The organism is Brevundimonas sp. VNH65, assembly GCF_049445955.1.
Lineage (GTDB): Bacteria > Pseudomonadota > Alphaproteobacteria > Caulobacterales > Caulobacteraceae > Brevundimonas.
In genome coordinates this window covers 554,797-566,224 of record NZ_JBMSDX010000001.1, presented here as the reverse complement: position 1 = coordinate 566,224, position 11,428 = coordinate 554,797, and the positions used below count along the sequence as shown (strand labels likewise).

Below are 11,428 nucleotides of genomic sequence, written 5' to 3'. Positions count from 1 at the left end.
CTTCTGAACGTCACCGGGAGCCCCCTTCCCCACGGCCACAATATCGACAATGCCGACGGCGGCAAGACGGGCGTCGATCCTCAGAGCGCCAGAGTTTCGGACAGCCTCGCAGCGATCCCCGCGAACCTTTCCGTGATCGCCGAGCCGCCTTCGCCCAGAACCACGGGACGTCCCGCATCTCCCGCCCGGCGTATGCCGGCCTCCAGCGCGATGTCGCCCAGATACGGCGCACCGAGCCGGGCCGCCTCCGCCTCCGCTCCCCCTCGTCCGAAAACGTCCCCGCTCATGTTCTCGATCAGCCCCAGCGTAGCCACGCCGACTTTCTGGAACAGGGCGTGGGCGCGACGGGCGTCGGCGAGGGCGACCTCCTGCGGCGTCGAGACGATCACCGCACCGTCCAGCGGCGTCTTCTGAATCAGCGTCAGTTGCACGTCGCCGGTGCCGGGCGGCAGATCGACCACCAGCACGTCCAGCGGCGCCGTCTGCGTGCCCCATCGCGTCTGGGTCAGCATCTGGGTCAGGGCTTGCGAGGCCATGGGTCCCCGCCAGACCATGGCGTCGCCGGCTCCGGTCAGCAGGCCGACCGACATGGCCTTCAGTCCATGGGCGAGATGCGGCTCCATCATGCCGTCGCGGTATTCGGGCTTTCCCGACAGGCCGAGCATGGTCGGCAGGGACGGACCATAGACATCGGCGTCCAGCACCCCGACCGACAGGCCGCGCTGCATCAAGGCCGCGGCGAGGTTGACCGCGACCGTCGACTTGCCGACCCCGCCCTTGCCGCTGGCGATGGCCAGCACCCGGCGGACATGGGCCGGTCGATCGGTTGGGATCGGCGCCTTCGCGCGGGTCTGATCGACCGCTTGTGGCGACAGCGACGCCGTGCGCCGCGGCGACACGACCGGCGAGGCCTCCGACGTCAGGATGACCGAGACCCGCGCCATTCCGGGCAGAGCCTTCAACGCCACCTCGGCCGAGTCCCGGACCGTCGCATAGAGCGCCGCGTCCACAGCGGCGACCTCCAGGGCAAAACCGGCGCGATCCTCGGCCACGGTCAGGCCGCGCACGAGGCCGGACGCGTTCAGCCCCCGCCCGCTTTTCGGGTCGATGACAGCGTCCAGGGCGGCGATGACGGCGTCACGATCGATCACGGGAAATCTCGGCAAGGCTTGCGGCAGGTCGCGGCGCCGTTCTATCGCCGGGATCACCTCGTTGCGAGCGCCCTTGACCGATCACCCTCACATCACCCTGCTGGCCGGTCCGACCGCGTCCGGCAAGTCCGCCCTGGCGCTGGACATCGCCGGCCGCACGGGCGCCGTCATCGTCAACGCCGACAGCCAGCAACTCTACGCCGATCTGCGCATCCTCAGCGCCCGCCCGTCCGAAGAAGACGAGGCCCTGGCCGAACATCGGTTGTACGGTGTGGCCGACGCCGCCGACGCCTGGTCGGTGGGGCGCTGGACGCGCGCGGTGACGCCCCTGCTGGATCAGTTGTGCGCCGAGGGGCGATCGGTCGTGATCGTGGGTGGAACCGGGCTCTACTTTACCGCGCTCACACGCGGCATCGCCGACATTCCAGAGGTGCCGGTCAGAGCGCGCGAGATGGCGGATGAACAGATCGACTTCCTTGGCGAGGAGGAATACCGTCGTCGGCTGGCCGAGATGGATCCCAAGGCCGAGGCCGCCATCGCGCCCGGCGACCGTCAACGCCTGACCCGCGCCTGGGCCGTGGCCGAAACGACCGGCCGCGCCCTTTCGGACTGGCAGGCCGAAACACGTCCGATCCTGAAGCCCGGAACCTATGATCGGCTTGTGACCGAACCCGATCGGGAACGGCTCTATACCAACTGTGACCGGCGGGTGACCCTGATGGTCGAAAGCGGCGCCCTGGATGAGGTCCGAGCCTTGGCCGCACGTCGCCTGAAGCCCGACCTCCCGGCCATGAAGGCCGTGGGCGTCCGCGATTTCGCCGCCCATCTGGCCGGCAAGGTTTCACTGAAGGACGCCATGGACGCGGTGCGCCAGGCCACCCGCAACTACGCCAAGCGCCAACTGACCTGGTTCCGCAACCAGACGCCGGACTGGGATCGCGTTCGGCCCTGACAGGCTGTCGAACCTCGCGGCTTCAGCGCGCCCCTTTGCGAAATGACGCGGTGCGCCTATATTGGTTCTGTCCGGGTTCGCCCGGACTATGGCGATAAATGCGCTTGTAATAAGCGGACCGGACCCGGGTGCGATTCCCGGCGGCTCCACCATTTCTCCCCGCGTTATCGGCGGAGCGAGCATGGGGCCGACTAGCATCGACGGACGTGTAAAGAAGATTGCTTTCGCTCGTCCTGGCCCACCGTATCGGGCCATTTTCTAACTGCGAACGATAACTTCGCTGGAGAAGTCCGCCTCGCCGCGTAATGCGGTTCGGTTGATTTCGAACTTTAAGTCCTGAGGGTTCAGATCCTCAGGCGGGGCCTGTCGGGAGCCTGGCAACAGAATCCCGGCGCTTCCCACCTCAGATATTCACCTTCATTTCCGCGTCAGGCGCCTTTCGCGTCGGGCGAGGCGTCGCTATCAACGTGGCAAGTGATGAGGATGCGATGGCCGACGAACCCGCCGACCTGATGGATTATGGCGCCCTTGAGCAGGAAGCCCTGCGCAGCGTCGTGCGCCTGGCGCTGGAACGGGCGGCCCTGCCGGACGGGCTGCCGGGTGATCACCACTTCTACATCACCTTCAAGACGCGGGCGCCGGGCGTGACGATACCGCCGGACCTGCTGGCCCGGTTCCGGGACGACATGACCATCGTCCTCCAGAACCAGTACTGGGACCTTGCCGTGGAGCCGGGTCTTTTCACGGTGATGCTGAAGTTCGGCGGCGTGCCCAAGGTGCTGACCATTCCTTATTCGGCGATCACCCGGTTCCATGATCGCGGCGTCGATTACGTGCTCGACTTCGATCCACCGGAAATCGCGCCCGAACCGGTGTTGTCACTGGCTCCCGAGCCCGCCAAGGCAGCGCCGTCCGTGGAAGACGGCGGCGACGACGACGTGCCCAAGGTCGTCTCTCTGGACCAGTTCCGGAAGAAATAGGACCGGCGCGTCACGCCTCCCCGAGCCTTCTTTCGTGAAATCCCAGGCGGATTGCCAACGATGGCTGCATTCGATATAGAACATAAAGGGAACAACGTCTCGGGAGACGGTGATGCTGACGGGCGGCTGCCATTGCGGCGACATTCGGTATGAGACCGCTGACCAGGCGATCCATCATACCCTGTGCCATTGCGAGGACTGTCGGAAATGCGCCGGTGCGCCGGCTGTCGCCTGGGCCCTCGCGCCGGCCGATCAGGTCCGGATCACCGGTCAGCCCGTCTGGTACGCCTCTTCGGCGGATGGACGGCGCGGTTTCTGCGGTCGCTGTGGAACTGGGCTCTTCTACACGAACGAGGTCATCTTCCCCGGCCAGATCGACGTGCAAAGCGCGACGCTGGACACCCCCGACGCCCTGCCGCTTCAGGCCCAGATCCAGACGGCGGACCGGATCGGCTGGATGGCGGATCTGCATCACCTCCCCGCCTTCGATCGCTATCCAGGTCCGCCGGCCGACGCCTGACGCCTGAAGCAGCGGATGACGATCCGTTCGCGCTCCCCCTCGAACCGTTCCACCAGCAGTCGCGCCACCTGGGCGTCGTCGTGGAACAGATAGCCCTTGATCGCATCGAGCAGCGCCTTGGCCAGATTGTCGAGATCGAGCGTCGGAGGTTCGCCGACATGCTCCATGCGGATTTCCACCACATGGTCGCCCCACGACGGGCGAGACGCCCACTCCTTGCGCATGAACTCATAGACCAGCGGCTTGTAGTACTTCGCCTGGGTGGTCAGGCCCTCAATGGCGATTTCGACAGCGCCGCCGATCTCTCGCGCCCGGACCTTGCCGGTTCCGATCCAGCCGCCGCCGGTCATTTCGGATATCCGTCAAGAATGGCGCGCGCCTTGCCCTGCATGGCTCCCGTGCTACACCGCCGCGCATTCCTCCGCCACGCCTGAGAGAGCCGCCGCGTCATGAGCACCGTTCGCACCGAAACCGACACCTTCGGCCCCATCGAGGTCGCCTCGGATCGCTATTGGGGCGCACAGGCGCAACGCTCGCTCGGCAACTTCAAGATCGGTTGGGAGAAGCAGCCGCTGCCGATCGTGCGCGCCCTGGGCATCGTCAAGCGCGCGGCCGCCGAAACCAACCTGGCGCTTGGCAAGCTGGACCCTGCCCTCGCCGAAGCCATCGTCAAGGCCGCCGACGAGGTCATCGAGGGCAAGCTGGACGATCACTTTCCGCTCGTCGTCTGGCAGACCGGCTCCGGCACCCAGTCGAACATGAACGCCAATGAGGTGATCTCGAACCGCGCCATCGAGATCCTGGGCGGCGAGATGGGGTCCAAGAAGCCCGTCCACCCCAACGACCACGTCAACATGAGCCAGTCGTCCAACGACACCTATCCCACGGCCATGCACGTCGCCTGCGCGGAGGAGATCGTCCACCGCCTGCTCCCGGCGCTCCAGACGCTGCATAACGCCCTGAACGACAAGGCCCAGGCCTGGAAGCACATCATCAAGATCGGTCGCACCCACACCCAGGACGCCACCCCCCTGACGCTCGGCCAGGAGTTCGGCGGCTACGCCCAGCAGATCGAGAACGGCATTGAACGCATCAACCAGACCCTGCCGAAGCTGATGGAACTGGCCCAGGGCGGCACCGCCGTCGGCACCGGCCTGAACGCCCCCATCGGCTTCGCCGAAGGCGTCGCAGACAAGATCGCCCAGATCACCGGCCTGAAGTTCACCACCGCGCCGAACAAGTTCGAGGCCCTGGCCGCCCACGACGCCATGGTCTTCTCGCACGGCGCCATCAACACGGTGGCCGCGTCCCTGTTCAAGATCGCCAACGACATCCGCTTCCTGGGCTCTGGCCCCCGTTCGGGCCTGGGAGAACTTGCCCTGCCGGAGAATGAACCGGGGTCGTCGATCATGCCCGGCAAGGTCAATCCGACCCAGTGCGAGGCCCTCACCCAGGTCTGCGTGCAGGTGTTCGGCAACCACGCCGCCGTCACCTTCGCCGGCTCGCAGGGGCATTTCGAACTGAACGTCTTCAACCCGGTGATGGCCTACAACTTCCTGCAGTCGGTGCGCCTGATGGCCGACGCCGCGATCAGCTTCACCGAAAACTGCGTCGTCGGCATCGAGCCCCGCGTAGACAACATCGAGCGCGGCCTCAACAACTCGCTGATGCTGGTCACGGCCCTGAACGGCAAGCTGGGCTATGACGCCTGCGCCAGGATCGCCAAGACGGCCCACAAGAACGGCACCACCCTGCGCCAGGAAGCCGTCGGCGGCGGGTATCTAACCGACGCCGAGTTCGACGAGGCGGTACGGCCCGAGAAGATGATCTCGCCTGGTTGATCTGGTCCGCAGGCCGGTTCCGGGTTAGGCTTCGGCCCATGGGCAAGATCGAGTTGAAGATCGAGATCGACCAAGCCTTGCTGGACGAGGCGCGGGCGCTCGACATCGACGTGAGCGCCGTGACGACCGACGGTCTGCGCGAGGCGCTGGATCGACGGCGCGCCGCGCACCTCAGCTATGCGGACAAGGCGCGTCAGTGGGGCGACGAGAACGCCGAGGCCATCGCCCTGCACCGCGAGCGGATCGACCGCTTCGGTGTGTTCGGCGAGGACTTGCGGCGCTGGTGATCCGCCAGTTCGACGTTCTCGACAATCCTTCGTCGCAGTCGCGCGCCATCGCTCCGTTCGTGGCGGTGATCCAATCGCACCTCTATGATGAGGGGCCGACGGTGCTGGTCGCGCCGCTGTTGCGGATGCCGATTACGGCCCTGCTGACCAAGGTGACGATTCCGGTCGTTCACCAGGGCGAGTCCTTCGTGCTGATGCTGTCGGAAATGGCCGCACTGGATCGGCGCGTCCTGAGCGTCGCCCGAGGCTCTCTCGCCGATCGCGAGGACGACATCCGCCGGGCGCTGGACCGGCTGTTCACGGGCTTCTGAGATGGCTGCCCTGGCGCGCCCCTATTGGATCAAAGCCCTGTTCGAGCGCCGGGAGGGGTGGGATGAGGCCGCCTATCCATTCGACCTGCCGGCTGTGCGGTCGCTGCACAGCCTTGAGTTTCACCCGAACGTGACTTTCCTGGTCGGTGAAAACGGGTCGGGCAAATCGACCCTGATCGAGGCTCTGGCCGTGGCCTGGGGGTTCAATCCGGAGGGCGGCGGTCGCGAGCATCGTTTCGGCACGCGCGACAGCCACTCGCCCCTGCACCGGTTCGTCCGACCAATCAGGTCGCCGCAGCGCGTTCAGGACGGCTTCTTCCTCAGGGCCGAGAGCTTCTTCACAGTAGCTAGCTATTTGGAGGACCCTGAGATTCGGGCCAGCCGTTTCGGCGCGCGGCGTCTGCACGAGCAGTCCCACGGCGAAAGTTTCTTCGCCCTTTTCGACAATCGCTTCATCGGAGACGGCGTCTACATCCTCGACGAACCCGAGGCCGCTCTATCGCCGACGCGTCAACTGTCTTTCCTCGCGCGGATGCACGAGCTTGTGCTGGCGCGTTCGCAACTGATCATCGCCACCCATTCCCCGATCCTGCTCGGCTACCCCAACGCCTGGATCTACCAGGTCTCGGAGCATGGCGTGGACCGGATCGCGTACGAAGATACTGATCACTATCAGGTCACTCGCAACTTCCTGACCCGGCGCAAGATGATGCTCGAGGTCCTCCTGGGGGCCGAGGAAGAACCGCGGTCACCGCGAGAATAGGGACCGGCCTCGCGAGAGACCGGCCCCCGCACATTCAGTCCACCGCCTCGACGTTGTCGTTGGAATCCCGGTCGATCCACTTGTTGTACGGATCGACGCCGGCGAAGGCGGGCTTCTCGTCGGTCACGAACCGTAGCACCTGGGTGCCGGAGCGGATCGGGCGGCGGTCGAAGGCCATGATGCTCTTTTCGTCAAAGGCGCGCTTGCCGGGTTCGGCGCTGAACAGGCCGACGTCGAACACCTCGTTCAGCGGCGCGTCCGTCTCCTTGCCCTTCCCGTCGGCGTAGAACTTGCGGGCCTTAACGGTGACGGCCACGTCCCACTTGCCGTTCGGCAGTCTGCGCGCCGTCGTGTCGGTGACCCGCACGTCATACAGGGTGATCCGCTCGAACAGGTCGGTGATCAGCGCCTGTTTGTCGGGCGGAGCGTTGGCCCGCAGCGCGTTCACCAGATCGATCGAGCGCGGATAGGGCGCGGACTTGAATGCGTAGGTCTCGACCAGCGACCGTAGGGCCGCATTGACCGCCGCCTCTCCCAGTTGGTCGCGCAGCAGGTACATGACCAGACCGCCCTTCTGGTAGTGAATGTAGCCCTGGTTCTCGACGCGATAGAGGGGCATTTCCTCCAGCCGCTCGGTCGCCCGGCCCATCAGATAGCGATCCAGCTCGTACTTCAGGAAGCGACGAATGTTGTCGCGCCCATAGGTCTTCTCCATCACCATCAGGGCCGAATACTGCGCCAGGGTTTCCAACAGGCTGGTGCCGCCCTGCATGTCGGCGCCGATGACCTGGTGCGCCCACCACTGGTGGCCGAGTTCGTGCGCCGTGACATAGGTGACGTAGTCGATCTTCTCCGGATTGCGGAAGTCGGCGATGAAGCCGATCGATTCCGAGTACGGCATGGTATTGGCGAAGGCTTGGGCGAAGCTGGCGTAGGCCGGAAACTCCACGATCCGAGCCTGACGGAACTGGTAGGGTCCGAAGGCCGACTGGAAATAGTCGAGCCCGGCCTTCAGCGAAGAGATCATCCGCCCGACGTTCATGTCGTGCGCCGGGTGATGATAGATCGCCAGATTGACGCCCTTATAGACCTCCTGCCGCACCGCATACCTAGCCGACTGGACCGAGAAGAAATGCAGGATCGGCGCCTCGGTGACGAAGCGAGCGACGCGGCGGCCGTTCTCGGTGACGTCTGAAACCTTGTAGCCGGGGGCGACCGGCGTCTGGTCGGCCACAGTGCGCACGGTGATGTCCGCATTGACCCAGTCGGCGCCGATATAGTTCTTCGCCTGGGCCGAGGTGTCCTCGAGCTTGGCCATCCGGAGCTCGGGTTCGAGGCCGTATTTGCGACGCTTGGTGCGGTCGCTGAGCAGGCCCTGGCGGCTCATGCCGATGGCCGGAGCAAAGGCCGAGTTGTTGATGAAGGTGCCGTTGTCGACGATCGACGTCAGCGGCCCCGAGTTCGGAAAGCCTTTCTGGGTCACCACCGTTTCAAAGCTGACCGTGCGACGCTCGCCCGGCGCCATAGGCGTGGCGAAGCGATAGATCCTGTAGTCGAAGTCGGACCACTCGCGGGCGACTGTTGCGCCCTCGACGTCCAGACGGGTCATTTCCAGGTCGTCGCTGAGCCAGCGCAGGTGCATCTCCGACAGCGGCGCGCCCGTGCGGTTCTCGATCACATAGCTGCCTTTGGTCGTCAGGCGCGGCTCATGCGGATACAAATCCAGATCCAGCGTCACGCTGACGACAGAAGGCTGCGGCGTGTTCTCGTAGCGCAGCAGGGCCTTTTCATAGGCGACCTGAAGCTTCTCGCCGGCGTCGCGACTACGGTACTCATTCCAGACGTTGGTGTTGACGAAGATGAAGGCGCCGAGGGCCACGAACGCGACCAGAGCCATGCCCCCGATCAGTCCGGCCCCGCCCTTCAGTCGCGAAGGGAGCCGGCGCAGACGCGGCAGGAAGCGGGCCTCCGTTCCACGACGCCACAGGCCGTAGGTGATGACCATCAGGATGACGGCGAACGCGAGCCAGTAGGCCGTGACCCAGTTGGCGGCGAAGATGAAGGATCCCTGCCCGTTCATGTCCGACAGAGGCACGCCCGGCGTGGAGCCGTAGCGATACAGGCGATGGTCGAAGCCCAGATTGCCCAGGACGATCGTCGAGATCAGATAGACCACCATGATGGCCCAGCCGACGAACTTGTTGGGCGACAAGGCCTGGATAAATATCGCCAGCACGGCCAGCAAGGCGTAGCTGATCGTCTCCGGCAGCACATACCAGAGCAGGTATTTGTCGACTTCAAAGGGAACGCCGCCCTTGTAGGCCTGGACGGCCATGCCCGAGAGCGCACCGACCAGCAGCGTGGCTGCGAGGACGAGCGTCAGGCCCAGAATCTTGGGCAGCAGGAAAGTCCAATCCGGCGCCGCCGTCGAATCGACGATCTCATGCGTGCGCCGGTCGCGGTCACGCCAGATGAGCTCCCCCGAATAGTAGATGGCGATGATGATCGAGACGAGGCCGAAGGCGCCCGTCAGAAGCTGGATCACCGTGCGCGTCACCAGCAGGGTCGGCGCGCCGTACAGTTCGCCGGCGAACAGCAGCGCGCCGATCGAATTGAAGGCGCCGAGCACGATCAGGACCAGGAAGGCCGGGCTCTTGAAGATGAAGGCCATCTCGAAGGCCGTCCGCTTGCGCAGTTGAGCCCAGGCAGACGCCGGCCCGTAGCTGGGCCGGGGCAGCGGACCGGAAGCGACGACCAGCGTTTCCTTTGCGGCTAGGGCACGCAACTTGTCCTGCTTGCCCGCCTTGGCGCCGCGCGCGGCCGGTCGATACAGGGCGTAGGCAGCGGCCAGGAATGCGACGCCGACCAGGGTCCAGATCACGCGGTTGCCCAGCAGCACTCCCGTCAACTCCGGCAGGCGGGTGTTGCGCTCCGCCGGCGTCCAGTAGCGGGTCACCTCACTGATCGCCGACAGACCGAACGGCTCCAGCCAGGCCAGGACTTCCCGGAATTCCGGCCGGTCCAGCGACGACGTCAGGGTCAGATAGACGATGAAGAAGGCGACCACCCCGACATAGGTGGCCATCATCGATCGGGTCACCGTCGCCAGGGCGAAGAAGATGGCCGAGGTCAGGAAGACGGCCGGCAGGCCCATGACGAAATAGGCGTAGGCGTAGGCGTCTGGCCGGAAGGCCCCGAGCGTCTCCCTGTCGACCCAGGGCGCGAAGGTGCCGATGATCGTGCCGACGGACACGCTGAGGTAACACAGGGCCACTGCGATGAAGGCCCCGAGGAAGCGCCCTTACAGATAGTCGAACTTCGACAGGCGGCTGGACTGAATCATGGGCCCAAAGCCGGTCGTCGCATCCCGCGCCACGACATTGGCGACGATGGCCGTGGTCGCCAGCATGAAGAAGACGGCCAGCACCATGTGCGTCAGGATCAGCGAAAACGGCGAGTTGAGGTGCGTATTGCCCCCTCCTCCGATCGAGATGTTGTCCCCTGCGGCGATGAGGCCGAAACCCATCAGACCGAACAGGATGGAGATGACCCAGAAGGCTGGCTGGCGTAGCTGGTAGCGGAGCTCAAAGGCGGCGACCTTGGCGAACATGCGTCGGGTCTCCGGATCAGGCGGCGGCGCGGCGCGAGGCGCTCAGCGTCGAGAAATAGACGTCCTCAAGCCCGCTGGAGGCCGGTTCGAAACCTTCGCCCGGCTGCTGGTCCGACAGGACGTGGATCACGGTGCGGCCCGCGAACAGGCGGGTGGAGATGACCTCGTACCCGGCGCGGTGATCTTCCAGGGCCTCCTTGTCGATGGTCTTCTTCCAGACGCGACCCGCCAGTCGCCCCATGAGTTCCGCAGGCGCCCCTTCCAGCTGGATCTTGCCGCCCGCCAGCACCGCCATGCGCGGGCACAGGTCCGCTACGTCCTCGACGATGTGGGTCGACAGGATGATCACCACCTGTTCGCCGATCTCGGCCAGCAGGTTCAGGAAACGGTTGCGCTCCTCCGGATCCAGACCCGCCGTGGGTTCGTCCACGATGATCAGGCGGGGATTGCCGATCAGGGCCTGAGCTATGCCGAACCTCTGGCGCATGCCGCCCGAGAAGCCGGCCAGGGCCTTCTTGCGCACCGGCCAGAGATTCACCTGGTTCAGCAGGCCCTCGACCGTCTCCTTGCGTTCCTTTCCGCCGGCGATCCCTTTCAGCACCGCCATGTGGTCGAGCATGTCGTAGGCGGATACACGCGGATAGACGCCGAAATCCTGCGGCAGGTAGCCGAGCGTCCGGCGCAGCAGTTCCGGCGACTTGATGACGTCGATGCCGTCGAAGTCGATCGAGCCTGACGTCGGGGTCTGCAGCGTGGCGATGGAGCGCATCAGGGTGGACTTGCCCGCTCCGTTCGGTCCCAGCAGGCCGAACATGCCGCGCGGCACCTCCAGACTGACGTCATCCAGCGCGCGAGTCCCATTGCCGTAGACGTGGACGAGATTCTTGATCGACAGCATGGCGGTTCCCTGCCCCAGGTTCGAGATCGGCGCACTGACGCGCCCGCGGTCCGGCCCCATCCGACCCCGCGTAGTCAAGGAACCTTGTCAATCTAGCGTCGCGCTCGCAAGTTAC

Annotated in this window: 12 protein-coding genes and 1 other RNA gene; 8 read left to right on the top strand and 5 right to left on the bottom strand. The window is 65.3% G+C overall.

Features of this window, described 5'->3' with window-relative positions; genetic code table 11:
- Positions 1-80 precede the first annotated feature (80 nt).
- Positions 81-1,151, bottom strand: coding sequence for an Mrp/NBP35 family ATP-binding protein (locus ACO2Q1_RS02755; RefSeq protein ID WP_423328014.1), 1,071 nt, complete (start codon positions 1,149-1,151; stop codon positions 81-83).
- Between the two features lie 73 nt (positions 1,152-1,224).
- On the opposite strand from ACO2Q1_RS02755, the gene miaA reads away from it, so the two are divergent.
- The 4 genes from miaA (at position 1,225) to ACO2Q1_RS02735 (ending at position 3,603) form a co-directional block, all read left to right on the top strand.
- A complete protein-coding gene (miaA, locus tag ACO2Q1_RS02750; protein ID WP_423328013.1) occupies positions 1,225-2,103 on the top strand; it encodes a tRNA (adenosine(37)-N6)-dimethylallyltransferase MiaA in 879 nt (292 codons plus the stop codon).
- 30 nt (positions 2,104-2,133) lie between these two features.
- Positions 2,134-2,499, top strand: a transfer-messenger RNA (tmRNA) gene (gene ssrA, locus ACO2Q1_RS02745).
- Positions 2,500-2,591: 92 nt separating this feature from the next.
- Positions 2,592-3,083 carry an SspB family protein gene (locus ACO2Q1_RS02740; protein WP_423328012.1) on the top strand — a complete coding sequence of 164 codons (492 nt, stop codon included), beginning with the start codon at positions 2,592-2,594 and terminating at the stop codon, positions 3,081-3,083.
- Between the two features lie 112 nt (positions 3,084-3,195).
- Entirely contained in the window at positions 3,196-3,603 is a 408-nt protein-coding gene (locus tag ACO2Q1_RS02735; RefSeq protein WP_423328011.1) for a GFA family protein, read from the top strand.
- On the opposite strand, the gene ACO2Q1_RS02730 is transcribed toward ACO2Q1_RS02735, so the two are convergent.
- A complete protein-coding gene (locus tag ACO2Q1_RS02730) occupies positions 3,576-3,953 on the bottom strand; it encodes a RusA family crossover junction endodeoxyribonuclease (protein ID WP_423328010.1) in 378 nt (125 codons plus the stop codon). The two genes, ACO2Q1_RS02735 and ACO2Q1_RS02730, sit on opposite strands and share 28 nt — an antisense overlap.
- A gap of 99 nt (positions 3,954-4,052) precedes the next feature.
- Here ACO2Q1_RS02730 and fumC point away from each other — a divergent pair, with 99 nt between their 5' ends.
- From fumC to ACO2Q1_RS02710, 4 genes are read left to right on the top strand one after another with little or no spacing between them, the layout of a single operon-like run.
- Positions 4,053-5,444: a class II fumarate hydratase gene (gene fumC, locus ACO2Q1_RS02725; RefSeq protein WP_423328009.1), complete on the top strand. Its 1,392-nt coding sequence runs from the start codon at positions 4,053-4,055 to the stop codon at positions 5,442-5,444.
- Between the two features lie 38 nt (positions 5,445-5,482).
- Positions 5,483-5,731 (top strand): type II toxin-antitoxin system CcdA family antitoxin, encoded by a 249-nt coding sequence (locus ACO2Q1_RS02720; protein WP_423328008.1) that lies wholly within the window; start codon positions 5,483-5,485, stop codon positions 5,729-5,731.
- Complete coding sequence (locus ACO2Q1_RS02715) at positions 5,728-6,042, top strand: CcdB family protein (RefSeq protein ID WP_423328007.1); 315 nt, start codon at positions 5,728-5,730, stop codon at positions 6,040-6,042. The genes ACO2Q1_RS02720 and ACO2Q1_RS02715 overlap by 4 nt, the downstream gene beginning before the upstream one ends.
- Position 6,043: 1 nt before the next feature.
- Positions 6,044-6,805: an AAA family ATPase gene (locus ACO2Q1_RS02710; RefSeq protein ID WP_423328006.1), complete on the top strand. Its 762-nt coding sequence runs from the start codon at positions 6,044-6,046 to the stop codon at positions 6,803-6,805.
- 34 nt (positions 6,806-6,839) lie between these two features.
- Here the strand turns inward: ACO2Q1_RS02710 and ACO2Q1_RS02705 are convergent, their stop codons facing one another.
- Genes ACO2Q1_RS02705 through ACO2Q1_RS02695 form a run of 3 tightly spaced genes read right to left on the bottom strand, consistent with a single transcriptional unit; the run spans position 6,840 to position 11,313 of the window.
- Positions 6,840-10,058, bottom strand: coding sequence for a M1 family aminopeptidase (locus ACO2Q1_RS02705; protein ID WP_423328005.1), 3,219 nt, complete (start codon positions 10,056-10,058; stop codon positions 6,840-6,842).
- 48 nt (positions 10,059-10,106) lie between these two features.
- The gene (locus ACO2Q1_RS02700; RefSeq protein ID WP_423328004.1) at positions 10,107-10,415 is read right to left on the bottom strand and encodes a hypothetical protein; all 309 of its coding nucleotides are present in this window, start codon (positions 10,413-10,415) and stop codon (positions 10,107-10,109) included.
- 16 nt (positions 10,416-10,431) lie between these two features.
- Positions 10,432-11,313 carry an ABC transporter ATP-binding protein gene (locus ACO2Q1_RS02695; RefSeq protein WP_423328003.1) on the bottom strand — a complete coding sequence of 294 codons (882 nt, stop codon included), beginning with the start codon at positions 11,311-11,313 and terminating at the stop codon, positions 10,432-10,434.
- Positions 11,314-11,428 lie beyond the last annotated feature (115 nt).

Coding starts and splice junctions, on each gene's coding strand:
- ACO2Q1_RS02740 (WP_423328012.1), top strand. CDS start 2,592: ATGGCCGACGAACCCGCCGACCTGATGGATTATGGCGCCCTTGAGCAG.
- ACO2Q1_RS02735 (WP_423328011.1), top strand. CDS start 3,196: ATGCTGACGGGCGGCTGCCATTGCGGCGACATTCGGTATGAGACCGCT.
- fumC (WP_423328009.1), top strand. CDS start 4,053: ATGAGCACCGTTCGCACCGAAACCGACACCTTCGGCCCCATCGAGGTC.
- ACO2Q1_RS02710 (WP_423328006.1), top strand. CDS start 6,044: ATGGCTGCCCTGGCGCGCCCCTATTGGATCAAAGCCCTGTTCGAGCGC.
- ACO2Q1_RS02700 (WP_423328004.1), bottom strand. CDS start 10,415: ATGTTCGCCAAGGTCGCCGCCTTTGAGCTCCGCTACCAGCTACGCCAG.
- ACO2Q1_RS02730 (WP_423328010.1), bottom strand. CDS start 3,953: ATGACCGGCGGCGGCTGGATCGGAACCGGCAAGGTCCGGGCGCGAGAG.
- ACO2Q1_RS02695 (WP_423328003.1), bottom strand. CDS start 11,313: ATGCTGTCGATCAAGAATCTCGTCCACGTCTACGGCAATGGGACTCGC.
- ACO2Q1_RS02720 (WP_423328008.1), top strand. CDS start 5,483: ATGGGCAAGATCGAGTTGAAGATCGAGATCGACCAAGCCTTGCTGGAC.